Annotated in this window: 20 protein-coding genes; 6 read left to right on the top strand and 14 right to left on the bottom strand. The window is 68.2% G+C overall.

The genetic code is table 11. The annotated features are described in order from the left end of the window. Nucleotides 1-236: 236 nt before the first annotated feature. Nucleotides 237-704: an Lrp/AsnC ligand binding domain-containing protein gene (locus AC07YH_RS22210; RefSeq protein WP_494749096.1), complete on the top strand. Its 468-nt coding sequence runs from the start codon at nucleotides 237-239 to the stop codon at nucleotides 702-704. Nucleotides 705-848: 144 nt separating this feature from the next. Here the strand turns inward: AC07YH_RS22210 and AC07YH_RS22215 are convergent, their stop codons facing one another. From AC07YH_RS22215 to AC07YH_RS22225, 3 genes are read right to left on the bottom strand one after another with little or no spacing between them, the layout of a single operon-like run. Continuing rightward, nucleotides 849-2,285, bottom strand: coding sequence for an efflux transporter outer membrane subunit (locus AC07YH_RS22215; RefSeq protein ID WP_494749097.1), 1,437 nt, complete (start codon nucleotides 2,283-2,285; stop codon nucleotides 849-851). A gap of 2 nt (nucleotides 2,286-2,287) precedes the next feature. After that, nucleotides 2,288-5,455 carry an efflux RND transporter permease subunit gene (locus AC07YH_RS22220; protein WP_494749098.1) on the bottom strand — a complete coding sequence of 1,056 codons (3,168 nt, stop codon included), beginning with the start codon at nucleotides 5,453-5,455 and terminating at the stop codon, nucleotides 2,288-2,290. Between the two features lie 12 nt (nucleotides 5,456-5,467). Further along, a complete protein-coding gene (locus AC07YH_RS22225) occupies nucleotides 5,468-6,625 on the bottom strand; it encodes an efflux RND transporter periplasmic adaptor subunit (protein WP_494749099.1) in 1,158 nt (385 codons plus the stop codon). A 187-nt stretch (nucleotides 6,626-6,812) separates the two neighbouring features. Between AC07YH_RS22225 and AC07YH_RS22230 the strand changes: the two genes are divergently transcribed. Together AC07YH_RS22230 and AC07YH_RS22235 are read left to right on the top strand one after the other, a co-directional pair. Beyond that, on the top strand, nucleotides 6,813-7,409 hold the full coding sequence (locus tag AC07YH_RS22230; protein ID WP_494749100.1) for a TetR/AcrR family transcriptional regulator: 597 nt from the start codon (nucleotides 6,813-6,815) through the stop codon (nucleotides 7,407-7,409). Between the two features lie 142 nt (nucleotides 7,410-7,551). Continuing rightward, entirely contained in the window at nucleotides 7,552-8,235 is a 684-nt protein-coding gene (locus AC07YH_RS22235) for a M23 family metallopeptidase (protein ID WP_494749101.1), read from the top strand. An 18-nt stretch (nucleotides 8,236-8,253) separates the two neighbouring features. On the opposite strand, the gene AC07YH_RS22240 is transcribed toward AC07YH_RS22235, so the two are convergent. The 4 genes from AC07YH_RS22240 to AC07YH_RS22255 all read right to left on the bottom strand — a co-directional run bounded on the left by AC07YH_RS22240 (nucleotide 8,254) and on the right by AC07YH_RS22255 (nucleotide 13,337). Continuing rightward, on the bottom strand, nucleotides 8,254-8,877 hold the full coding sequence (locus tag AC07YH_RS22240) for a hypothetical protein (protein ID WP_494749102.1): 624 nt from the start codon (nucleotides 8,875-8,877) through the stop codon (nucleotides 8,254-8,256). 102 nt (nucleotides 8,878-8,979) lie between these two features. Continuing rightward, complete coding sequence (locus AC07YH_RS22245) at nucleotides 8,980-9,834, bottom strand: rhamnogalacturonan acetylesterase (protein ID WP_494749103.1); 855 nt, start codon at nucleotides 9,832-9,834, stop codon at nucleotides 8,980-8,982. Between the two features lie 152 nt (nucleotides 9,835-9,986). Continuing rightward, a complete protein-coding gene (locus AC07YH_RS22250) occupies nucleotides 9,987-11,624 on the bottom strand; it encodes a family 43 glycosylhydrolase (protein WP_494749104.1) in 1,638 nt (545 codons plus the stop codon). A 276-nt stretch (nucleotides 11,625-11,900) separates the two neighbouring features. Further along, nucleotides 11,901-13,337 (bottom strand): sugar porter family MFS transporter, encoded by a 1,437-nt coding sequence (locus tag AC07YH_RS22255; protein WP_494749105.1) that lies wholly within the window; start codon nucleotides 13,335-13,337, stop codon nucleotides 11,901-11,903. A gap of 274 nt (nucleotides 13,338-13,611) precedes the next feature. Between AC07YH_RS22255 and AC07YH_RS22260 the strand changes: the two genes are divergently transcribed. After that, nucleotides 13,612-13,860, top strand: coding sequence for a type II toxin-antitoxin system Phd/YefM family antitoxin (locus AC07YH_RS22260; protein ID WP_494749106.1), 249 nt, complete (start codon nucleotides 13,612-13,614; stop codon nucleotides 13,858-13,860). Further along, nucleotides 13,857-14,252, top strand: coding sequence for a type II toxin-antitoxin system VapC family toxin (locus AC07YH_RS22265; protein ID WP_494749107.1), 396 nt, complete (start codon nucleotides 13,857-13,859; stop codon nucleotides 14,250-14,252). Before AC07YH_RS22260 ends, AC07YH_RS22265 begins: the two co-directional genes overlap by 4 nt. A gap of 14 nt (nucleotides 14,253-14,266) precedes the next feature. Here AC07YH_RS22265 and AC07YH_RS22270 read toward each other — a convergent pair whose 3' ends face one another. Together AC07YH_RS22270 and AC07YH_RS22275 are read right to left on the bottom strand one after the other, a co-directional pair. Then, complete coding sequence (locus AC07YH_RS22270) at nucleotides 14,267-14,482, bottom strand: hypothetical protein (RefSeq protein WP_494749108.1); 216 nt, start codon at nucleotides 14,480-14,482, stop codon at nucleotides 14,267-14,269. A 159-nt stretch (nucleotides 14,483-14,641) separates the two neighbouring features. After that, nucleotides 14,642-16,042: a pyridoxal phosphate-dependent decarboxylase family protein gene (locus AC07YH_RS22275; RefSeq protein WP_494749109.1), complete on the bottom strand. Its 1,401-nt coding sequence runs from the start codon at nucleotides 16,040-16,042 to the stop codon at nucleotides 14,642-14,644. Between the two features lie 91 nt (nucleotides 16,043-16,133). Here AC07YH_RS22275 and AC07YH_RS22280 point away from each other — a divergent pair, with 91 nt between their 5' ends. After that, nucleotides 16,134-16,337 (top strand): hypothetical protein, encoded by a 204-nt coding sequence (locus AC07YH_RS22280; RefSeq protein WP_494749110.1) that lies wholly within the window; start codon nucleotides 16,134-16,136, stop codon nucleotides 16,335-16,337. Nucleotides 16,338-16,374: 37 nt separating this feature from the next. On the opposite strand, the gene xylD is transcribed toward AC07YH_RS22280, so the two are convergent. The 5 genes from xylD to AC07YH_RS22305 all read right to left on the bottom strand — a co-directional run bounded on the left by xylD (nucleotide 16,375) and on the right by AC07YH_RS22305 (nucleotide 22,454). Then, on the bottom strand, nucleotides 16,375-18,150 hold the full coding sequence (xylD, locus tag AC07YH_RS22285) for a xylonate dehydratase XylD (protein WP_494749111.1): 1,776 nt from the start codon (nucleotides 18,148-18,150) through the stop codon (nucleotides 16,375-16,377). Continuing rightward, on the bottom strand, nucleotides 18,143-19,009 hold the full coding sequence (gene xylC, locus AC07YH_RS22290) for a D-xylonolactone lactonase (RefSeq protein WP_494749112.1): 867 nt from the start codon (nucleotides 19,007-19,009) through the stop codon (nucleotides 18,143-18,145). The genes xylD and xylC overlap by 8 nt, the downstream gene beginning before the upstream one ends. 90 nt (nucleotides 19,010-19,099) lie before the next feature. After that, on the bottom strand, nucleotides 19,100-19,846 hold the full coding sequence (gene xylB, locus AC07YH_RS22295; RefSeq protein ID WP_494749113.1) for a D-xylose 1-dehydrogenase: 747 nt from the start codon (nucleotides 19,844-19,846) through the stop codon (nucleotides 19,100-19,102). Between the two features lie 5 nt (nucleotides 19,847-19,851). Further along, nucleotides 19,852-21,288: an aldehyde dehydrogenase family protein gene (locus tag AC07YH_RS22300; protein ID WP_494749114.1), complete on the bottom strand. Its 1,437-nt coding sequence runs from the start codon at nucleotides 21,286-21,288 to the stop codon at nucleotides 19,852-19,854. A gap of 11 nt (nucleotides 21,289-21,299) precedes the next feature. Beyond that, a complete protein-coding gene (locus AC07YH_RS22305; protein WP_494749115.1) occupies nucleotides 21,300-22,454 on the bottom strand; it encodes a fumarylacetoacetate hydrolase family protein in 1,155 nt (384 codons plus the stop codon). Between the last annotated feature and the right edge of the window lie 259 nt (nucleotides 22,455-22,713).

The following is a 22,713-nucleotide window of genomic DNA, read 5'->3' on the forward strand; positions in this document are numbered from 1 at the left end:
GGGCGCGTGCTGGGGGAGTTCGCGCCCCTTCCTCTCTTGCGCGACGCCCGGTTAGGGGGAGAGGGGCGAGCGTCGCGTGTGTTCCGCCCTTACGGTCAGACCGTTTCGCCGGGCGCCTTTTAGGAGGGGGAGGGCGCGGGGCAGGGCTGGAACGATTGGAGGTGTAACGCTAAGCTTCCCGAATGTGCTACGTTTGTAGCTGTTAATTTCCGAAGCTTATTCGACGAAAGATCGATATGGCCATTTCCGCTCTGGATGACACCGATCGCAGGCTGTTGAAGGTTCTGCAGGCCGACGGCCGCATCACCAATGCCGAGCTCGCCAAGCGCTGCAACCTGTCGCCGGCGGCCACCTTCGACCGCGTCCGGCGCCTGCGCGAGCGCGGTTACATCACCGGCTACGCGGCGCTGCTGGACCCGGCCAAGGTCGACCGGGCGCTGCTGATCTTCGTCGAGGTGGTGCTGGACCGCACGACCGGCGAGGTGTTCGAGGACTTCGCCGCCTCGGTCCGCCGCGCGCCCGAGATCCTGGAGTGCCACATGGTGGCCGGCGGCTTCGACTACCTGATCAAGGCCCGCGTGCGCGACATGGAGGCCTATCGCAGCTTCCTCGGCGACATCCTGGTGAAGATGCCGGGCGTGCGCGAGACGCGGACCTACGCGGTGCTGGAAGAGGTCAAGAGCACGGTGCAGCTGCCGCTCTGAGGGGCATGATCCGCAAAGGGGTGGAAGGGCGCCATCCGGGATGGGGGAGGAGTGCGCCCTTCCGTTCGCGACCATCGGGGGGTGGGGGATGATGGCCAGCGAACTCCCCCGGCTCGCGCCGGGGAAGCTCTGTGTCTCGGGGCGTCAGGCCTTGGGCGCGCCGCCGCCGAGGGTCTTGTAGAGGGTGACGAGGTTGGTCGCCCGGGCCAGGCGCGCCGTGATCAGGCCCTGCTGGGCCGAATACAGGGTGCGCTGGCTGTCGAGCAGGGTCAGGGCGCTGTCGAGGCCGGCGTCGCGGCGCTGCTGCGACAGGGTCTGGCTGCTGGTCGCGGCGACAACCAGGCGCTCCTGGGCGGCGAGGCGATCGCCGACCGTGTCACGGATCGACAGGGCGTCGGAGACCTCGCGGAAGGCGGTCTGCACCGTCTTCTCGTAGGTCGCCACGGCGATGTCGCGGTTGGCCTTGGAGACCTTCAGGTTCGAGACATTGGCTCCGCCGGCGAAGATCGGCAGGCTGATCTGGGGCGTGAAGCTCCAGGCCTTGGTGCCGCTCTTGAACAGGCCGTCCAGCTCGGTGCTGCTCGACCCGAACGAGCCGGTCAGGCTGATGCGCGGGAAGAAGGCCGCGCGGGCCGCGCCGATATTGGCGTTGGCGCCTTGCAGCTGGTGCTCGGCCGACAGCACGTCGGGACGACGGGCCAGCACGTCCGAGGGCACGCCCGCCGGCAGGTCCGCCAGGATCTGGGCCGAGGTCAGGCCGCCCCCAGGACCAACTTGCGGCAGCAGGTCGGCCGGCACGGAGCCGCCGGTCAGCAGGGTCAGGGCGTTGAGGTCCTGGGCGACCTGGGCGGTGTAGACCGCCATGTCGCTGCGGGCCGTCTCGGCCTGGACCTGGGCGTTGCGCAGGGTGGCCAGCGAGCCGACGCCGCCGTCCACCTGCTGCTGGGTCAGGCGCAGGGTGTCCTCGCGCGTGTCCAGCGTGCTCTTGGCCAGGGCCAGGCGATCCTGGTCGGCGGCCAGGGTCAGCCAGGCGTTGGCGGTCTCGGCGATCAGGCTGATGCGGACCGAACGGCTGGTCTCCTGCGTGGCGAAGAAGCTTTGCAGGGCCTGGGCGTTCAGGCTGCGGACGCGGCCGAACAGGTCCAGCTCATAGGCGGTGAAGCCGATGGCGGCGCTGTAGACCTCGGTGTCGATGGCGCCGCCGCCGACGCCGGGGATCTGGCCGAACTGTGAGGCGCTGGCCGGGGTGTGGGTCCGCTGTTCGGACAGCGTGCCGTTGATCCCCGGGAACAGGGCCGAACGCTGGACGCCGTATTGGGCGCGGGCCTTCTCGATGTTCAGCACCGCCATGCGCAGGTCGCGGTTCTGCTTGAGGGCCAGATCGACCACGCCTTGCAGGCGTTGGTCGACCAGCACCTGGCGCCAGTCGAGGTCGGCGGCCGTGACGGCGCCCGTGGGCTCCGGCGTCGGCGTGGACCAGGTCTGGGCGACCGGCAGGGCGGGGCGCTCGTACTTCGGGGCCAGGGTGCAGGCGCTGACCGCCGTGGAGGCCAGCAGGATCAGGGTGAGGTTACGCAGCATGATCAGTGGGCCTCCGTCGACGGGGTCTCGCCACCGTGTTCGGCGACGGCCTGGTCGTGGCCTTTGTGCTTGGGTTTGAAGATCTTCTCGACCACCACGAAGAACAGCGGGACGAAGAAGATCGCCAGGATGGTGGCCGACAGCATGCCGCCGATCACGCCGGTGCCGATGGCGTGCTGGCTGCCCGAGCCCGCGCCGTTGGAGATGGCCAGGGGCAGCACGCCGAACACGAAGGCCAGCGAGGTCATGATGATCGGGCGCAGTCGGATGCGGACCGCTTCGACCGTCGCCTCGATCAGGCCCATGCCCTTCTCGTACAGGTCCTTGGCGAACTCGACGATCAGGATGGCGTTCTTGGACGCCAGGCCCATGGTCGTCAGCAGGCCGACCTGGAAGTAGATGTCGTTGCTGAGGCCGCGCAGGGTGGTGGCCAGCAGGGCGCCGATGATGCCCAGCGGGATGACCATGATCACCGACAGCGGGATCGACCAGCTCTCATAGAGGGCCGCCAGCAGCAGGAACACGACCAGGATCGAGATGCCGTACAGGGCGGGAGCCTGGTTGCCCGATTCCAGTTCCTGGGCCGACAGGCCGGTCCATTCGTAGCCGATGCCCGGGGGCAGCTGGGCGGCGATCTTCTCCATGGCCTTGATGGCGTCGCCCGAGCTCTTGCCGGGGGCCGGCGAGCCCTGGATGTTCAGCGACGACAGGCCGTTGTAGCGCTCCAGACGCGGCGAGCCGTAGATCCAGTGCGTGGTCGCGAAGGACGAGAACGGCGCCATGGTGCCGGTGCTGGTGCGGACGTACCAGTTGTTCAGGTCTTCAGGACGCATGCGGTAGGGCGCGTCGGCCTGGACATAGACCTTCTTCACCCGGCCGCGATCGATGAAGTCGTTGACGTAGCTGCCGCCCCACGCGGCGCTGAGCGCGGCGTTGATGTCGGCGGTGGTCAGGCCCATCGCTCCGGCCTTGGCCTGGTCGATGTCGATCTTCAGCTGCGGGGTGTCGTCCTGGCCGTTGGGGCGCACGCCCGCCAGGTTCGGATCCTTGGCGGCCATGCCCAGCACCTGGTTGCGCGCGGCGACCAGGGCCTCGTGGCCGACGCCGCCGATGTCCTGCAGCTGGAAGTCGAAGCCCGACGAGGTGCCCAGTTCCGGCACGGCCGGCGGCACGATGGCGAAGACCATGGCGTCGCGGATCTGCATGAACTTGCCCATGGCCCGGCCGGCGATGGCCGGAGCCTTGAGGTTGGCGGCCTTGCGCTCGTCGAAGTCCTTCAGGCGAACGAAGGCCAGGCCCGCGTTCTGGCCGGCGCCGGCGAAGCTGAAGCCGGCGACGGTGAAGACGGCGCGAACCGACTCCTTCTCGTCGACCAGGAAGTGGTTGCGGACGGTGTCGAGCACGGCTTGCGTGCGCTCTTCCGGCGCGCCCGGGGGCAGCTGGACGATGGTGAACATCGTGCCCTGGTCTTCTTCCGGCAGGAAGGCGCTGGGCAGGCGGACGAACAGGAAGGCCATGGCCAGGATGACCACGCCATAGGCGACCATCCAGCGACCGCTCTTGCCGAGCAGGTTGCGGACCGTGCCCTGGTAGCGACCGCTGACGTCATCGAAGCTGCGGTTGAACCAGCCGAAGAAGCCGGTCTTGTGCTCCTTGTGGCCCTTCTCGACGGGCTTGAGCAGGGTGGCGCAGAGGGCGGGGGTCAGGATCAGGGCGACCAGCACCGACAGGGCCATGGCCGAGACGATGGTGATCGAGAACTGACGATAGATCACGCCCTGCGAGCCGCCGAAGAAGGCCATGGGCACGAACACCGCGGCCAGGACCAGCGCGATGCCGATCAGGGCGCCGGTGATCTCGTTCATCGACTTGCGGGTGGCCTCGACGGGCGAGAGCCCTTCCTCCTCCATCACGCGCTCGACGTTCTCGACCACGACGATGGCGTCATCGACCAGCAGGCCGATGGCCAGCACCAGGCCGAACATGGTGAGCGTGTTGATCGAGTAGCCGAAGGCGGCCAGCACCCCGAAGGTGCCCAGCAGCACGACCGGCACGGCGATGGTCGGGATCAGGGTCGCGCGCCAGTTCTGCAGGAACAGGAACATGACGATGAAGACCAGCACGATGGCTTCGATCAGCGTCTTGACCACTTCCTCGATCGACAGCTTCACGAACGGCGTCGAGTCGTAGGGGATGACGTACTGGAAGTTGGCCGGGAAGGTCTTGGACAGTTCCTCGACCCGCTTCTTGACCGCGTCGGCGGTGTTCAGGGCGTTGGCGCCGGGGGCCAGCTTGATGGCCAGGCCGGCGGCGGGCTTGCCGTTGTACTTGGCGCCGAAGCCGTAGCTTTCCGCGCCCAGCTCGACACGGGCCACGTCACGCAGGTGGACGATGGCGCCCCCGGGGCTGTTGCGGACGATGATGTTCTGGAACTCGGCCGGGGTGGTCAGGCGCGACTGGGCCGTGATCGTGGCGTTCAGGCCGATGCCCGGCAGGTTGGGCACGCCGCCCAGCTGGCCGGCCGAGACCTGGGCGTTCTGGGCCTTGATCGCGGCGATGACGTCGGCGGGCGTCAGGTTGTAGCTGGTCAGCTGGGTGGGGTTCAGCCAGATGCGCATGGCGTATTGCGCGCCGAACAGCTGGACGTCGCCCACGCCGTCGACGCGGCTGAGGGGGTCTTGCAGGTTGCTGGCGATGTAGTCGGCCAGGTCGGTGTTGGTGGTCTTCGGATCGTCCGAATACATGCCGACGATCAGCAGGAAGTTCCGCGCCGACTTGGCGACGGTCAGGCCCTGCTGCTGGACTTCCTGCGGCAGCAGCGCGGTGGCCGTCTGCAGCTTGTTCTGGACCTGCACCTGGGCGATGTCGATGTTGGTGCCGGCCTTGAAGGTCAGGGTCGTGGTGGCCGCGCCCGAGCTGTCGCTGGTCGACGACATGTAATCCAGGCCGTCCAGGCCCTTCATCTTCTGCTCGATGACCTGGGTGACGCTGTCCTCGACGGTCTTGGCCGAGGCGCCGGGATAGACGGCGCTGATCGAGACCTGGGGCAGGGCGATGTCGGGATACTGGGCGATCGGCAGGCTGCGGATGGCCAGGGCCCCCGCCAGCATGATCACGATCGCGACGACCCATGCGAAGATGGGCCTGTCGATGAAGAAACGGGAAAGCATGACGGGCCGGCCTTAGCGTTGAGCTTGAGCGGTGATGGCGACGGGCTTGACCGGCGCGCCGGGGCGCACCTTCTGCAGGCCTTCGACGATGACCTTGTCACCGACGTTCAGGCCCGAGGTGATCAGCCACTTGTCGCCGACCGTCTGGGCGGCGGTGACGGTGCGCGGCGTGACCGCGCCCTTGGCGTCGACCACCTGCACGATGGCGTTGCCCTTGGGATCGCGGCTGACGGCGGCCTGCGGGATCAGCATGCCGTCATTGGCCACGCCCTTGCTCAGGATGGCGCGGACGTACATGCCGGGCAGCAGCACGCCGTCGGGGTTCTTGAAGATGGCGCGCAGCACGACCGAACCCGTGGTCGGATCGACGGTCACGTCCGAGAACTCCAGGTGGCCCGGGGTCGGATAGGTCGAGCCGTCTTCCAGCTTCAGGGTCACCTGGGCCGAGCCCGAGCGGCCCAGCTTGCCGCTGGCGAACTGCTGCTGCAGCTTCAGCATCTCGGCCGAGGACTGGGTCAGGTCGACATAGATGGTCGACAGGTCCTGGACCGTCGACAGGGCGGCGGCCTGGTTGGCGGTGACCAGCGCGCCCGGGGTCACCGTGCTCTTGCCGATGCGGCCCGAGATCGGGGCGGTCACGCGCGTGTAGTTCAGGTTGATGCGGGCGTTGTCCAGCGCGGCCTTCTGCACCGCGACGGCGGCGGCCGTCTGCAGGGCGGCGGCCTGGGCGTCGTCATTGTCCTGCTTGGACACCGCGCCGGTCTCGACCAGACCCTTGTAGCGGTCGGCCTTCAGCTTGGCGGCCGTGGCGGTCGCTTGAGCTTGCGCCAGAGCGGCCGAGGCGCTGTTGACCGTGGCTTGGTAGATCGCCGGGTCGATCTGATAGAGCGACTGGCCGGCGCGCACATACGAGCCTTCGGTGAACAGGCGGGACTTGATCACGCCGTTGACCTGCGGACGCACGTCCGAGACCAGGACGGCCGAGGTGCGGCCCGAAAGCTCGCTGGTCAGGCCGACCGATTGCGTCTGGGCGACGATGTAGCCGACCTCGGCCGGACCGCCCATGCCCGCGCCACCGGCGCCGCCCTTGCCTTGCCCGCAGGCGGCCAGGGTGAGCGCGATGGCGGAGAGCCCCACAGCCGTCATCGCGGCCGAGCGTTGAAATTGCATATTTGACCCCGGGATGCGGGGGCTTCGCGGACTATTGCCCTTGACGAAGCCGGCATGATGAACAATCTGAGAATGAACGTTCATTCTCAGGCGGGCTGGACATAGGTGCGGTACTATCGCAAGTCAACCTTAGCCCGGCTTGAACACGACTGACCTAACGGAAATGTAATGCCGACCAGGATTTTAGATGTCTGACGAGCCGCATTCGAACCGTCCCTCGCCGGAATCGCGTCGTCAGCAGATTCTGGACGCGGCGTGCGAACGGGTGAGGCAGTCGGGCTTCCACGGCGCCAGCATGGCGGACATCGCCAAGGCCGCGGGTCTCAGCGTCGGCCAGATCTACCGCTATTTCGAGAACAAGGAGGCGATCATCGCCGCCATCGTCGCCCAGGACCTGGCCGAGATGCGCGACAAGTTCGCCGAGATGGAAAGCCAGCCGGGCACCCTGCTGGACGCCATCGACGACCACCTGCCCGAGGCCATCGACAAGTGCTTCGATCCGCGCCGCGCCGCGTTGGCTCTGGAGGTCGTGGCCGAGGCGGCTCGCAATCCCAAGGTCGCCGTCATCGTCCGCGCCGCCGACGAGCAGGAGCGGGCCCTGGCCAAGACCATGATGGAGCGCGACCGCAAGCCCGAATGGAGCGAGGCCGAGTTCCAGGCCCGCTGCGAGGCGGTCGGCATGATCTTCGACGGCCTCTTGATGCGTGGGGTCAACCACCCCGACCTCGACCGCGAGGCCCTGGCGGCGGTGCTGCGCTCGACGGTGCGGCACCTGCTGGGGTGAGGTTTCGGGCACACGATTGTGTCCGAAATTCGCCAATAAATTCAGAGCTTAAGCATGGATTCGGCGCGTCGTCCGGTCGCATGGCGGCGGCGCGTCAACGCTTCCATATCTGCCGGCCACGATCCACGGCGGAAAGCTCCCCATGAACGCATCGCCCGCGAAGACCGCCAACGCCGCCGTCCTGCGCTGCGTCCTGGGCCTGGCGACCGTCCTCGCGCCGATGGTGGTGGCGGCCATGGAGCGGCCGGTCTCGCGGCCCCACGCCACGCCGGCGATCATCAAGCTGCTGGCCGACCTCAAGGCCGACAAGCCCAGACCGCCCGTCATGGAGCTGGTCTGGAAGGGCGCGGATATCGACGGCGACGGCGCGCCCGACTTCGCCAACCCGACCGGCGCGGCCCCGCGCGGCCACGACGCCTTCGGCGACGGCTTCTTCGGCGCCCGCCGCGATGGCGGCAGCCGCGACCACGAGGGCGTGGACTACATCGCCGTGGGCGGCCAGGCCGTCCGCGCGCCGATGTCGGGCTACGTGACCAAGATCGGCTACGCCTATGCCGGCGACACCGACCTGAAGTTCGTCGAGATCACCAACCCGGCGCTGGGCTACGCGGCGCGGGCCTTCTACGTGACGCCGGGCGTGGAGGTCGGGCAGACGGTGCGCCTGGGCGACACGATCGGCCGGGTCGAGAGCCTGCAGGGGCACTATCCCGGCATCACCGACCACGTGCACCTGGAGATCCTGGACCGCGGCGAGCGCGTGAACGCGGCGGGGCTGATCAAGCCGACGATGGTGGCGGTGGCCGATACGACGGCGACGGGCGACTGACGCTTCGTCGCGGGCGACCTAGCGGATCGCGCCCGCGTCATCCCACTGCAGTTGGGCGAAGTGGAAGCGCCCTTCCGGATCGATGCCGGCCAAGGTGACCTGCCAGGCGCCCACATGGGGAACCCTGCTGAGGAAGGCGCCTTGATAAACGCCCTTGAGCTTCGTGAGGCGTCGCGCGGAACCGTCGTCTCCAAGCGCCGCTAGCAGCGTTTCGCCGTTCGCGCAGCTGTAGACCGCCAGCTTCTGGCCGCGCTCGGCGGAGGCGAGGCGACAGTCTTCGAGCGCCGGGGGCGTCCTGTCGGCGATGGGGGCCTGATCCGGCAGCGACCAGCCGGCGCGGCGCGCCTCGGTGTCATTGGGGCGATAGGAGAGGTCCGCGACCTTCGGGCCGGTGGACGCGGCGACAAGACGCCAGCTGATCCAGCCGCCGTCGCGTGTCCGGGCGAGGTCGAAACCTTCCAGCTGGATGATCTCCCGGCCCGAGGTCGCAGGCGTGGCCTCATGGACGGCCGACCGACGCGCGACCTCTGTGGGCGACTTTCCTTCGACGGTTGTCGTCGGGGCGGGCGCCGTGGACGCCGCGCAGGCGCCTAGGGACACAAGGGCGATCGTCGCGATGGTGAGAACAGGCTTCGTGCCCATCAGTGCGGATTTCCCGTGTACTCGCCATAGTCTCCGGTTTTCCAGCCATACGCTATGCCGGTCGTCGGAGCCGGGATGGTGGCGGTTCTTCGGGAGCGATGGCTAAGGCAGCAGCTGCCTTCCCAACTCCGGCTCCACCTGCGCCAGCGCCTTCGCCACCATTGCCGAGAACACGTCCGCGCCCTCCGCGCCCAGGTGGGTGTAGTCGAACACCGGCTTGAAGCTGGCCATGGCGCTCGGGGGCTCTGGTGGCGCGGCCGGCGGGCGGGGCGGGACCACGGCGCCGGGGATGGCGGGTTCGTAGAACATCGCGGCGGTGGTGGTGCCAGACTTGGCGGCGGCGGCGACTTCGGGCGGCGGGGCGGTTTCGCCGAGCTTCATGGCCGCGACCGGACCCATGGCCTGGACGGCGTCTTTCGACAGCTGGTGCAGGTCGATCAGCGGCGTCCCGGTCTCGGCGGCCACCTTGCGGACCGCGTCGGCCCACGGGGCCAGGTCGTCATGGACCTTGCCGTTCTTGAACTGCCGACGGATCAGCGGCGTCACCAGCACCGGCGTCCCGCCGGCCGCGCGGGCTTCCTCGACGAAGCGGCGGATGTTGACCGGGAACTCGGTGGCCAGGTCCGTCGAGCGCTCGGGGCGGCCGGGTTGGTCATTGTGGCCTAGCTGGATCAGGACCCAGGTCTTCGCAAAGCCGCCGGCGGCGATCTCCTTCAGGGCCAGGGCCCAGGAGCCTTCCTCGCGATAGGTCCGGGTCGAGCGCCCGCCGCGTCCCAGGTTCACGCAGGCCACGTTCGAGGTCACGTGTCGCGCGCAGAAGCTGCCGCCCCAGCCGCTGTTCACGGCGGTGGTGGAGTCGCCGACCAGCACGATCTTGGGGGCCTTGAAGACGGGCTCCTGGGCGTGGGCGGCCAGGGGCGTGGCGAGCAGGGCGGCGGTGAGTAGAATTTTCAGCATCTCAATTCCCGTCTTCCCGGCGAAAGCCGGGACCCAGATTCATCCTGGGCGGCTTGAGTGTTCGCGCCAACGGCCTTGCACACTGGTCCGGCGCCCATGGGTTCGATCTGGACCGCGGCTTTCGCCGGGGAGATCGGTGAAGGGGAAAGGGTTTAGTCCAGCGCCCGGTACTGGAAGTTCCGGAACCGCGCCGAGCCCTTGCCGGCCGCGTAGAGGCCCGGCTTCAGCATCAGGAACCCGCCGCGCACATTGTGGTGGTAGCCCGAGACCTCCATGCCCCGGTCGAAGCGCTTCCAGGTCTTTCCCCCATCGCCGCTGGTGTGGAAGCTGACGATGTGGCGGGTGTTGATCACCTTCATCAGCATCCGCGACCCGTGCGGGTTGGCCGGCCGCCCGCGTTCGATGCCGTACTGGTGGGTGACGAAGTTCTTGTCGTCGAAGCCCAGCCCCGCATAGAGTTGGCGGTCGTAGAACAGGATCAGGCCGGCCCGGGTCTCGGGATCGATCTCGATGTCGCAGGTGAATTCATAGGCCTGGTCGCCATTGACGAAGATCAGCGGCGCGCCGCTGGACGGGGCCTCGCCGGCGCCCTTCAGGGTCATGACGCCGCCCGAACGGCTGATGCGACCTTGGTCGCTGGGCTTGGGATCGAAGAACGCCCACTGCACGCCGTACTTGTCGGTCGAGAAGTCGTCCGACAGGGCCTTGCCGTGCGGGCCGCTCTTGCCGCCCTTGGGCTTCTTGATCGGCTTGGACAGGTCGCCGCCGCCGACCTCGAACCAGCCGTCGGCGGTCCAGGTGACCGGGGCCAGCAGGGTCTGGCGGCCCAAGGTGTAATAGCCGTTTTCGTAGCCGTGATAGACCGTCCACCAGTCGCCCGGCGTGGGACCTTCGACGAGCGTGGCGTGGCCGCGCGACCACCATTTCTCGGTATTGTCGACGGTGCGTACGACCGGGTTGCGCGGGTGATCCTCCCACGGGCCGGCCAGCGACTTCGAACGCGCGACGATGACCATGTGGCCGGTCGGCGGGCCGGCGGTGCCGCCCACGGCGGTGACCAGGTAGAAGTACTCGCCGCGCTTCATGACCTTGGGGCCTTCGGGCGAGAAACCCTCGACGTCCCAGGTGTCCGGATAGCGCCACGGATTATAGACGTGCTCGGGTTCGCCGACCGTCGAGAGGCCGTCCGGGGCCAGCTTGATACGGTCGCCGCCCGACAGGAACAGCCAGCGGTCGCCGTGCTCGTCGACGATGTGGCCGGGGTCGATATAGCGGGGGAGCTTGAGGTCCACCGGCTCGGACCACGGGCCTTCGATCTTGTCGGCCCAGATCACGTAGCTGGTGTTGTTGTTGGGCATCTTGGCCGGCAGGTAGATGTAGTAGCGGCCCTTGTGCTTGCAGATCTCGGGGGCCCAGATCGAGCCGACATTCGTCTTCAGCGTGGTGGTGACCGGCGTCCAGTTCACCAGGTCCTTGCTGTGCCAGATCAGCAGACCCGGATACGCGTCGAACGACGAGTGGGTCATGTAGTAGTCCTCGCCGTCCTTCAGGATCGACGGGTCGGGGTGGTCGCCCGCGAGGATGGGGTTGAGGAACGTGCCGTCGCCCAGGTCGGCCTTTCGCTGGCCTTCGACGCCCTTGACCCAGGTCGGGCCGCCCCCGTCTTTGGCAGTCGTCTTGGCGGGGAGGAGGCCCATCTGGCCGGCCGCTTCGCTCGAGGCGGGGAGGGCGGCGATGCCGGCTCCGGTGAGCAGCGAGCCCAGCGCGCCGCGGCGGTTGATGTCGACCATGTACTGCCTCCCGGAAGGGTGCGCCTCCTTGTCCGCGGGGCGCTCGTTACCGCTACCCTAGCGGCATGACGGCGGCGATGTCCACCGGTGTCATAATATGTCTCATAAGGTGAGATGAGCATGAAAAAGCCCCGGAGGCGAACCTCCGGGGCTTCTGTCGTCTAGATGCTCCCCTCTGGGGAGCTGTCGGCGGAGTCACTCAGGGGGCCAGCTGGAGCGAGGCCGAGCTCGCCCCCTCCGGCCCTCCGGGCCACCTCCCCCAGAGGGGGAGGATCATCAGCCCTGCATCGCCTCCAGCTCCTTGCCGCGCGTCTCCTGGATCAGCTTCTGGACCAGGAAGAACGAGATCAGGGCGCAGACGGCGTAGAGGCCATAGGTCGCCGGCAGGCTGGCCTTCTTCATGATCGGGAAGCTGAACGAGATGGCGAAGTTGGCGATCCACTGGGCGAAGCCGCAGACGGCCAGGGCCGAACCGCGCATCTGGTTGGGGAACATCTCGCCCAGCATGACCCACATGACCGGGCCCCAGCTGAGGTTGAAGAACACCACATAGGCGTTGGCGGCGACCAGGGCGATCGGGCCGACGCTGGGGTCCAGGTGCAGGGCGCCGTTGACCGTGGTGGCGGTCGAGAAGCACCAGGTCATCACGCCCAGGGTGACGGCCATGCCGGCCGAGCCGATCAAGAGCAGGGGCTTGCGGCCGATCTTGTCGATGACGGCGATGGCGGCCAGGCAGGCGACGATCGACAGCGCGCCCGACAGGATGTTGATCTTCAGGCTGTCGTCCTCGGTGAAGCCCACCGACTGCCACAGCACCGAGCCGTAGTAGAAGACGATGTTGATGCCGACCAGCTGCTGGAACACGGCCAGCACCAGGCCGGCCCACAGGATCGCGCGCAGCTTGCGGGTCTGCGGGTCCAGCAGGTCCGAGAACTTCGGCTGGTGGTCGGCGGCCAGCGAGGCGCGGATTTCGGCGACCTTGGCGGCGCCCTGACCCGGGCCGAACAGGCGCGAGAGGATGGCTTCGGCCTGCTCGTCCTTGCCCTTGGCGACCAGGAAGCGCGGGCTTTCCGGGATCACCAGCAGGGCGAAGAAGAAGATGCCGGCCGGGATGACCTGCATCCAGAACATCCAGCGCCAGGCGGGCAGGCCCAGCCAGAACTCGGCGGTCGAGCTGCCGGCGGTGTGGGCCAGGGCGTAGTTGGCCAGGAAGGCGCCGGTCAGGCCGGTGATGATCATGATCTGCTGCACGGACGACAGGCGGCCGCGGATGTTCGCGGGCGTGACTTCCGAGATGTAGACGGGGCAGAGCACCGAGGCGGCGCCGACGCCCAGGCCGCCGATCAGGCGGAAGATCACGAAGACCACCGAGGTGTGGGCGGCGCCCGTGCCCAGGGCGCTGATCACGAACAGCAGGGCCGAGATGATCATGACCGTGCGGCGGCCCCACACGTCGGCCAGGCGGCCGGCGGCGAACGCGCCGAAGGCGCAGCCCAGCAGGATGGCGGCGACGTTGAGGCCTTCACCGGCCTCGGTCAGGTTGAACGCGGCCTTCAGGCCGGTCTGGGTGCCGTTGATGACACCGCTGTCGTAGCCGAACATGAAGCCGCCGATGGTGGCGACGGCGACGATCGCGGCCACGAAGGCCATGTTGACCTTCGCGCCATCGGCGCTCATGCCGGCGCTCGGGCCGGCGTTGGATACTGAAGCCACAGGTTCTCCTCCCCGTTGGGCCAATCGGCCCCGTTTGACGCCCTCGTGGTCCTTGTCGGACCTTTGGTTGCCGGCGACCTTAGTGTTACCGGTATCAGCGCGCAAGCGGCGGTTCTGGCGACCACGACGCCCACGCGGGACTCACCCCTACGCCTTATCGATAGCCGGTTCCGCGACGTCCGTCTCCCCGGGGACGACAACGTTGTCGTCGGCTCCAGCCTTCCTTCGCAGGCCGGTCTGTGTTAGCTATGGTTAGCTAATGTGAGGCCGCCTCATGTCCGTGATCAACATGCATGACGCCAAGAGCCAGCTCTCCAAGCTGGTCGAAGCGGTAGAGAGCGGCGAGGTCGATGAGGTGATCATCGCCCGCAACGGCCGCCCGGCTGCCCGGCTGACGGCGATCTCGCCCAAGGCCCGGCCCGAGCGCCGCATCGGCCTGGCCAAAGGCCTCTTCGTCGCGCCGGCAGATCCCCAGGCCGATGACGCCGAGGTCGCGGCGCTGTTCCTGCGGCCCGACGCTTGAGGCTTCTGCTCGACACTCACATCGCCCTTTGGTCGCTGACCGACGATCCACGCCTGTCGGCCAAGGCGCGGGCGCTGATCCTCGATCCCGCCAACCAGGTCTGCGTCAGCGCGGTGACCCTGTGGGAGATCGCCATCAAGCACGGTCTGGATCGCGTGGGACCCAGCGCCATGCCGGTCTCCGCCCAGGAGGCCCTGACCCTGTTCACCGCCTCGGGCTACGCGCTGATCCCGATCGCGCCCGAAGAGACGGTGCTGGTCGGGGCGCTGCCGAAGATCCATGCCGATCCGTTCGACCGGCTGCTGGTCGCCCAGGCGATGGCGGGCGGGCTGTCGCTGCTCACCCACGACGCCGTCCTGGCCCGTTACCACGCCAGCATCGTTCCGGTGTGAAGCCGGCCTAGGCTTCAATGGCCATCGTCATAGGGCGCCGGCGGTTGCTCCGGCCGCCCCACGGCGCGGCGGGTCAGTTTCACCGCCGCGACGGTGAGTGCCGCCAGGGCGACGGGGATCAGGGCCAGCAACCATATCAGCGTGACGAAGCCCAGCCGCAGGGCCGAGATCACGACCGTCAGGATCGATGACTCAGGAGAATCTCGCAGGGCAGGGCTCACCCAGGGCATGAGGTACGCGCTCGACAATCTAGGCCCCGACGCGGCAAGCATATCCCCGATGTGAGTTTCAACCCAGGCAAGAATTTTACATTTGGCTGCAAGTTTCTCAAGGACTTGTTAAGCATTTCTAGAGTGGTCCGGCTTGTTTACCAAGCGGCGTGACTGGACCTAGCCCCGCACCGCGCGCCAGGCGGCGATCACCGCCGCGACGGTGATCTCACCATCCTTTTCCGTGGTCGCGGCCGAGGACACCGACACCCGCATCACCCAGCGATCGCGCCAGGTCGCCGCGCCGATGAAGGCGACGGCGTCGGCCTGGATGCGCTCGACCGTGGCCAGGGTGGCGGCGTCGTCGTCGCCGAAGCGGACCATGAACTGGTTCAGCACCACCTCGCAGACCAGCTCGACGCCCGGTTCGGCGGCCAGGGCGGCGGCCATGTCGCGGGCGATCCTGCAGTCGCGCTCGACCAGTTCGGCCAGGCCCGCGCGACCGAACTGGCGCAGCATGGCCCAGGTCCCCACGCCGCGCGCCCGCCGCGACAGTTCCGGCACATAGGCCGAGGGCTCGCGGTCGGCGCCTTGGGCCGGCGGCAGGTAGCTGGCGGTGATGGCCATGGCCCGGCGGTGGGCCTCGGCGTCGCGGACGATGGCGAAGCCGCAGTCATAGGGCGTCTGCAGCCACTTGTGGCCGTCGGTGGCCCAGCTGTCGGCCTGGTCGACGCCGATGAGCTGGTCGGCCCGCGTGGGCGCGACCCGGCCCCACAGGCCAAAGGCGCCATCGACATGCAGCCAGGCCCCGGCCGCCTTGGCCAGCGGCGCGATCTGATCGAAGGGATCGCTGGCCCCGGTGTTGATCTGGCCAGCCTGGGCGATGGCGATGACCGGGCCTTCTCCGGCGGCGAGTGCGCGTTCGAAGGCGGACGGCAGCATCCGGCCGAGTTCATCGGTCTCGACCGTGACCACCCGCTTGGCGCCGAGGCCGAGATATTTCAGGCCCGAGAACACGGTGGCGTGGGCGTCGGCGCCGATCAGCACCCGCACGGGCGGCGCGCCGATCAGGCCGTCGGCCTCGACGTCCCAGCCGACCTTGCGCAGCACTTCCGAGCGCGCGGCGGCCAGGCAGACGAAATTGGCCACCGTCGCGCCGGTGACGTAGCCGACCGAGGCCTCGCGTGGCAGGTCCAGCACCTCCAGCAGCCAGTTGGCCGCCACCGTCTCCATCGCCGCGGCGGCCGGGGCCGAGGTGAGGTTGCCGACGTTCTGGCCCCAGGCGGCGACCAGCCAGTCGGCGGCCACGCCCGTCGGGTGCGAATTGCCGATCACCCAGCCGAAGAAGCGCGGGGCCGTGGCGGCGCGGATGCCTGGCGTGGCCCGCGCGATCAGGTCCTCGATGATCGCCGCCGGCTCGCCCGGTTGCTCGGGCAGGGGCGCGTCGAAGACCTCCAGCATCTGGCGATAGGTCGCCACCGGCGTGGTTTCGGCGCGGGCCACGCCCCGGCGGTACCGGACGGCCTCGCGCGCGGCCTGCTCCATGGCCTCGAGCCCGGCTTCCATCTCGTGCGGTGTCATGTGCTTCCCCCTGTGGCCCCGAAGTGACCCCAAGTCGGCGCATTAGCCAAGCTGCCACGCTCTGGCCCCATTGGCCCCCGAGGTTTCGGGCATGTCAGAGTCCGCCTCGAACCGAGAGTTTTCCGTCCGCCCGTACGGCGACCGCTGGGGCATCGCCATCGATGGCGAGGTGATCCTGGTCGCCGCCACCCTGGAAGACGCCCGCGCCGTCGCGGCCACGGCGGCCGAGGTCCTGGCCAAGAGCCGGCAGCGACGCGGGGCCGAGCGGCGCTCGTTCCTTCGGGAAGAGGACTGAAGAAAAAAGCCCCGGATCGCTCCGGGGCTTCTTCGTTTTAGTGGTTATGCCGGGGAAGCTTGGACGCCAGGTCCTGGTACTTCACGGCGAACTCCAGCACCCCGCCGGTTTCCAGCTGGCCCGTATGGGCGCGGTAGATTTCTTGCCAGGGGGTCATGGTCGCGGGGACGGCGGGGATGCCTTCCTTGCGGCGTTCGGCGATCACGGCCTCGTCCACCAGGGCGTCGCAGCGGCCGGTGTTGAGGTCGATGCGGATGGTGTCACCCGTGCGCAGCCACGACAGGCCGCCGCCGATGGCGCTTTCCGGCGAGGCGTTGAGGATCGAGGGGCTGTCGGCGGTGCCCGACTGACGGCCGTCGCCCAGCGTCGGCAGGGACATGATGCCCTTCTTCAGCAGGTGATCCGGCGGCTGCATGTTGACGACCTCAGCCGAGCCCGGCCAGCCGATCGGACCGGCGCCGCGGATCACCAGGATGCAGTGCTCGTCGATGTTCAGGGCCGGGTCGTTGATCCGGGCGTGATAGTCGTCCGAGCCATCGAAGACGATGGCGCGCGCTTCGAAGATGTCTTCCTGGCCCGGCTGGCTCAGGTAGCGAGCGCGGAAGTCGGCGCCGATGACGCTGGACTTCATGATCGCGAAGTCGAACAGATTGCCCTTCAGCACCAGGAACCCGGCCTTCTCGGCCAGAGGCTCTGCGTAGGGGAAGATCACCTCGCGGTCGGAGGTCTGCCGGCCTTCCAGGTTCTCGCCCATGGTCTTGCCGGTGACGGTCAGGACGTCGCCGTGCAGGCGGCCCTGCTGCAGCAGCTCCCACAGCACGGCGGGCGCGCCGCCGGCCCGGTGGAAGCGCTCGCCCAGATACTTGCCGGCCGGCTGCATGTTAACGATCAGCGGGATGTCGTAGGCCGCGCGCCAGTCGTCGGCGGTGATCTCCAGCCCCGCGTGCCGCGCCATGGCCGCGATGTGCGGCTGGGCGTTGGTCGAGCCGCCGGCCGCCGCCACCAGGGCGATGGCGTTCTCGAAGGCCTTCTTGGTCAGGATGTCGAGCGGTTTGACGTCATCATAGGCCAGGTCGACGATCCGCTGGCCGGTGCGATAGGCCATCTGGCCGCGCTCGCGATACGGCGCGGGGATGGCCGCGCAGCCCGTGAGGGACAGGCCGAGAGCTTCGGCGACCGCGTTCATGGTCGAGGCCGTGCCCATGGTGTTGCAGTGGCCCGCCGACGGGGCCGACGAGGCCGCGCGCTCGATGAACTCTTCCTCGGTGATCTCGCCGGCCGCCAGCTTGCGACGCGAGCGCCAGATGACGGTGCCCGAGCCGACCAGCTCGTTCTCGTGCCAGCCGTCCAGCATCGGACCGCCCGACAGCACGATGGCCGGGATGTTGACCGTGGTGGCGGCCATGATGCCGGCCGGGGTGGTCTTGTCGCAGCCGGTGGTCAGGACCACGGCGTCGATCGGATAGCCGTGCAGGGTCTCGACGAGACCCAGATACGAGAGGTTCCGGTCCAGCGCCGCCGTCGGGCGACGGCAGTTCTCGAAGATCGGGTGGACCGGGAACTCCATGGGGATGCCGCCGGCGTCGCGGATCCCGTCGCGCACCCGCGTCACCAAGTCGAGGTGGATGCGGTTGCACGGCGAGATGTCGCTGCCGGTCTGGGCGATGCCGATGATCGGCTTGCCGCTGCGCAGCTCCTCCGGCGTGATCCCGTAGTTCATGAAGCGCTCCAGATAGAGCGCCGTCATGTCGATATGGTCGGGATTATCGAACCAATCGCGGGACCGGAACCGGCGGGGCGTGCGATCAGGCAAGGCGAACCTCGTATTGGGGCTGGCCCGCGACATCGACCTGCACGGCGAACAGACCCCCGGCCAGCGGATACTGGGCCAGGGTCTCTTCGCTGAGGTCCTTGCGGGCGGTGGTGAAGAACAGGGTTTTCAGGTCGGGTCCGCCGAAGCAGACCTTGGTCACGTTGGGCGCGGGCAGCTCAATGCGGGCCACCAGCTCGCCGGTCGGCGAGATGCGGATGGCGCTGAAGCCGCCCCACAGGGCCACCCAGAGATGGCCCTCGGCGTCGACCACCGAGCCGTCCGGATAGATATCGTCGCCGGCGGCGATCGTCGTGAAGACGCGCTTGTTCGACAGCAGGCCATCCTCGGAGAGGTCATAGGCCCAGATCGTCTTTTCCAGGGTGTCGGTGTGGTAGAAGGTCTTGCCGTCGGGCGAGACGCACGGGCCGTTGGTGATGCAGACGCCCTTGTCCATCCGCGCCAGGCCATCAGGGCCCATGCGGTAGAGCGAGCCGCTCTTGGCCTCTTCGGCGTCGTGCATGGTGCCGAACCACAGGCGGCCATGGGCGTCGACCGTCGCGTCGTTCGGGCGGTTGTTCAGGGCGTCGTCTTCAACCACGGCCAGCTTCTGGAAGTTGCCCAGCACCGGATTGAAGCGATGGATGCCGCTCTTCAGGCCGACCAGGAAGCCGGCGCGCTCGACCAGGGGGGCCAGGAAGGTCACCGGCTCGGGCGCATCGAAGCTGACGGTTTCGCCCGCGAAGTTGTAGCGGTGGATCTTGTGGCTCTTGATATCCACGAACCACAGGGCGTCTCCGTACCAGATGGGACCCTCGCCCAGGGTGGCCTTGAGATCCCAGACGCAGGTGGCGGCGCTCATACTCGAAGTCTCCGAAGAACCGGTGTTGGCCGTTCGATAGGACGCCGGAGGTCTCCAGGGAAGACCTCCTTTGGTCGAACGGCGCTCCGGTTACCGCCAGCCCGCGTCGATCCAGTACTCGTGGCCGGTGCACAGGGCCGCGTCGTCCGAGGCCAGGAACAGCACCAGCGAGGCGACGTTCTCGGGCACGATGCGCCCCTTCAGGCACTGGGCCTTGACGATCGCGGCCTCGCCTTCCGGGGTGTACCACTTCTCCTGGCGCTTGGTCTTGACGTTGCCGGGCACCACGCAGGTGACGCGGATGTCGTCGGGGCCCAGCTCGCGGGCCAGGGCGCGGGTCATGCCCTCGATGCCGGCCTTGGCGGTTTCGTAGAGAACGAGGTCCTCCAGACCCAGGTGCCAGCTGATCGAACCAAAGTTGATCACCGCGCCGCCGCCGCGCTTGGCCATGCCCGGCGCCACGGCCTGGGTGCAGAACAGCATGTGGCGCAGGTTGACGTTGATCCGCTCGTCCCAGTAGGCGCCCGTGACGTCGGCCAGCTTGTGGCGGTCGTCGTTGCCGGCGTTGTTGACCAGCACGTCGATGTCGCCGATCTGCGCGAAGACCGCCTTGATCGCGTCCAGGTTCATCAGGTCGCAGCGCTTGTAGACCGGCGGGATGGCCGAGCCCGAAAGCTCGGCTTCCAGCGCTTTGGAGTCCTCGTCGGCGATGTCGAGGAAGATCACTTCCGCGCCCTGGCGGGCGAAGCCGGCGGTCAGGCCGGCCCCGATGCCCGAGCCGCCGCCGGTGATGACGACGCGCTTGCCCTTCAGGCTGGGATAGATGGCTGAGGACATGCTGCTTAGGACCACGAGTAGGAGGTTTTGGTCTGGGTGAAGAACTCGACCGCGGCGAAGCCTTGTTCGCGCGCGCCGTACGAGCTGCTCTTCGTGCCGCCGAACGGCACGTGGTAGTCGACGCCGGCCGTGGCCAGGTTGACCATGGTCATGCCGGCCTTGGCGTGGCGCTGGAAGTGGCGGGCGTATTTCAGCGAGGTCGTGGCGATGCCGGCCGACAGGCCGAACTCGACGCCGTTGGCGATCTCCAGGGCCTCTTCGTACGACCCGACGCGGATGGTCGAGGCGACGGGGCCGAAGACTTCCTCGTTATTGATCCGCATGCCGGCTTGCGTGTCGGCGATCAGCGTCGGCTGCACGTACCAGCCCGGATTGTCGAGCTTCAGGCGATCGCCGCCGGTAACCAGGCGGCCGCCTTCGCCTTTGGCGATGTCGATGTACTTGTAGCTCGTCTCCATCTGGTCTTCGGAGACGGCCGGGCCGATCTGGGTGTTGGGGTCCAGGGCATCGCCGACGCGCAGGGCGGCGACCTTCTCGGCCAGCAGGGCCACGAACTTGTCGTGGATGCCGTCCTGGACGATCAGGCGCGAGCTGGCGGTGCAGCGCTGGCCGGTGGCGTAGAACGAGCCGTCCAGGGCGATGGCGACGGCGCGTTCCAGGTCGGCGTCGTCCAGGATGATCAGCGGGTTCTTGCCGCCCATCTCCAGCTGCACGCGGGCCTGGCGGGCCACGGCGGCGGCGGCGACCTGCGCGCCCACGCCCTGCGAGCCGGTGAACGAGACGCCGTCGACGTCCTTGTGCTTGACCAGGGCGTCGCCCATCGAGCCGCGGCCGAACAGCATGTTGAACACGCCGGCCGGAGCGCCGCACTCGACCATGATGTCGGCCAGCACGTTGGCGGTGGCCGGGGTCGGGCCGGCCGGCTTGATCACCACGGTGTTGCCGAAGGCCAGCGCGGGCGCGGCCTTCCAGGCCGGGATGGCGATCGGGAAGTTCCAGGGCGTGACCAGGCCGAAGACGCCGACGGCCTGGCGGTAGGTCTGCACTTCGACGCCCGGACGGGTGCTTTCCAGGTTCTGGCCGTGGCGGCGCAGGGCCTCGCCAGCGAAGTACTTGAAGATGCGGCCGGCGCGGACGGTCTCGCCGATACCCTCGGCGACCGTCTTGCCCTCTTCGCGGGCCAGCAGGCGGCCGATGTCGGCGCTGCGGGCGATGATGGTGCTGCCGACCTTGTCCAGCAGGTCCGAGCGGACTTCCGGCGAGGCTTCCGACCAGCTCGGGAAAGCCTTCTTGGCCGCATCGACAGCGGCGTCGACTTCCGCCTGGCCGCCCATCGGCACCTTGGCGACGACGTCATTGGTGTTGGACGGGTTCAGGCTCTCGGCCGGGGCGTCGGCGGCGACGCGTTCGCCGCCGATATAGTGGCGCAGGGTGTCGGTCATCGCTTCAGTCCTCAGAGCAGGCCGCGGCCGGCGAGATTGCGGATCAGGGCCGAGACGCCGAACGTCCACGGCTTGGCCAGATCGCAGGTGGTGACTTCGTTCTCCAGCACGCCCAGCTTCGGCGTCGAGACCCGCACGCGGTCGCCGACCTTGTGGGTGAAGCCCTGGCCCGGCGCGTCGCGGTCCTGGATCGGCGCGAACATGGTGCCCAGGAACAGCACGAAGCCGTCCGGATACTGGTGCTGCTTGCCGTAGGCTTGGCCGGCCAGCACGGCCGGATCACGGCTGATCAGGCTCATGTTGCTGTGGCCGTCGAGCACGAAGTTGTCGCGGCCGGTGATCTTCAGCTCGACCTCGGCCGAGCGGACGTCGTCCAGCCCGAAGGCGTCATCGAACAGGCGGAAGAACGGACCGATGGCGCACGAGGCGTTGTTGTCCTTGGCCTTGCTCAGCAGCAGGGCCGAGCGGCCTTCGAAGTCGCGCAGGTTGACGTCGTTGCCCAGCGAGGCGCCGCGGATCTGGCCCGAGCCGTCGCACAGCAGCACGACTTCCGGCTCCGGATTGTTCCAGTGGCTGTCGCTGCGGACGCCGACCTGGTCGCCCCAGCCCATCGAGGACAGCGTCGGGCCCTTGGTGAAGATCTCGGCGTCGGGGCCGATGGCGACCTCGAGGTACTGCGACCACAGGCCGTCCTTGATCAGGGTCTGCTTCAGGCGCTCGGCGCCCTCCGAGCCTGGGTTCACGCTCTTCAGGTCGCCGCCCATGCTGGCCGACAGCTGCTCGCGGATCTTCAGGGCGGCGGCGGCGTCGCCGCGCGCGCGTTCCTCGATCACCCGCTCCAGGGTCGAGACGGCGAAGGTCACGCCGGCGGCCTTGAGCACCTGCAGGTCGACGGGGGCCAGCAGCTTCACGGCCGCCGCGCCATCGGCGTCCTCCCAGACGGGACGGATGTCGAGGGCTTCCAGCGGACCCTTGTCCTCGCCGCGCGGGATCGCCGCGCCGGGAGCGAAGGCGTTCATCAGGTCGGCGACGGTGGGGGCGATCTTGGAGACATCCTCGACGCGGCCGCCGCGCACCAGCACGGGCGTCGGGCCATCGCCGAAATCGATGCGGCCCAGCAGGGTCGCGTCTTTCCAGTCTTCCGGAAGGAATTCACTCACGCCCACGGCGTCGTCTCCCCAAGGTTCGAGCGTCTGGAAGCTGCCGACAAAGGCGGCGCTCGTTCATCAGAACCTTGGTAGCGCTAACATGTCTGAGCCGCAAGCCACTTGTCAGACCAATCAGAGAAACGGCTAAAAACCCCTCTCCCATAGGGAGAGGGAGGGGCCCGTCGCGAAGCGGTGAGAGGGTGAGGGGTTACAGCGTCAACCGGAGTGCCGGCACGCCGTCATCCCCCGTAACCCCTCACCCCAACCCACACCCTAT

This window comes from Caulobacter sp. GW456-12-1-14-TSB4, from assembly GCF_059424195.1.

Excerpts from the sequence above, each read along its gene's own strand:
- AC07YH_RS22235 (WP_494749101.1), top strand. The coding sequence starts at position 7,552 with ATGAACGCATCGCCCGCGAAGACCGCCAACGCCGCCGTCCTGCGCTGC.
- AC07YH_RS22245 (WP_494749103.1), bottom strand. The coding sequence starts at position 9,834 with ATGCTGAAAATTCTACTCACCGCCGCCCTGCTCGCCACGCCCCTGGCC.
- AC07YH_RS22210 (WP_494749096.1), top strand. The coding sequence starts at position 237 with ATGGCCATTTCCGCTCTGGATGACACCGATCGCAGGCTGTTGAAGGTT.
- AC07YH_RS22230 (WP_494749100.1), top strand. The coding sequence starts at position 6,813 with ATGTCTGACGAGCCGCATTCGAACCGTCCCTCGCCGGAATCGCGTCGT.
- AC07YH_RS22225 (WP_494749099.1), bottom strand. The coding sequence starts at position 6,625 with ATGCAATTTCAACGCTCGGCCGCGATGACGGCTGTGGGGCTCTCCGCC.
- AC07YH_RS22270 (WP_494749108.1), bottom strand. The coding sequence starts at position 14,482 with ATGCCCTGGGTGAGCCCTGCCCTGCGAGATTCTCCTGAGTCATCGATC.
- AC07YH_RS22300 (WP_494749114.1), bottom strand. The coding sequence starts at position 21,288 with ATGACCGACACCCTGCGCCACTATATCGGCGGCGAACGCGTCGCCGCC.
- AC07YH_RS22250 (WP_494749104.1), bottom strand. The coding sequence starts at position 11,624 with ATGGTCGACATCAACCGCCGCGGCGCGCTGGGCTCGCTGCTCACCGGA.
- AC07YH_RS22280 (WP_494749110.1), top strand. The coding sequence starts at position 16,134 with ATGTCAGAGTCCGCCTCGAACCGAGAGTTTTCCGTCCGCCCGTACGGC.
- AC07YH_RS22275 (WP_494749109.1), bottom strand. The coding sequence starts at position 16,042 with ATGACACCGCACGAGATGGAAGCCGGGCTCGAGGCCATGGAGCAGGCC.
- AC07YH_RS22220 (WP_494749098.1), bottom strand. The coding sequence starts at position 5,455 with ATGCTTTCCCGTTTCTTCATCGACAGGCCCATCTTCGCATGGGTCGTC.
- xylC (WP_494749112.1), bottom strand. The coding sequence starts at position 19,009 with ATGAGCGCCGCCACCTGCGTCTGGGATCTCAAGGCCACCCTGGGCGAG.
- AC07YH_RS22240 (WP_494749102.1), bottom strand. The coding sequence starts at position 8,877 with ATGGGCACGAAGCCTGTTCTCACCATCGCGACGATCGCCCTTGTGTCC.
- AC07YH_RS22215 (WP_494749097.1), bottom strand. The coding sequence starts at position 2,285 with ATGCTGCGTAACCTCACCCTGATCCTGCTGGCCTCCACGGCGGTCAGC.
- AC07YH_RS22260 (WP_494749106.1), top strand. The coding sequence starts at position 13,612 with ATGTCCGTGATCAACATGCATGACGCCAAGAGCCAGCTCTCCAAGCTG.
- xylB (WP_494749113.1), bottom strand. The coding sequence starts at position 19,846 with ATGTCCTCAGCCATCTATCCCAGCCTGAAGGGCAAGCGCGTCGTCATC.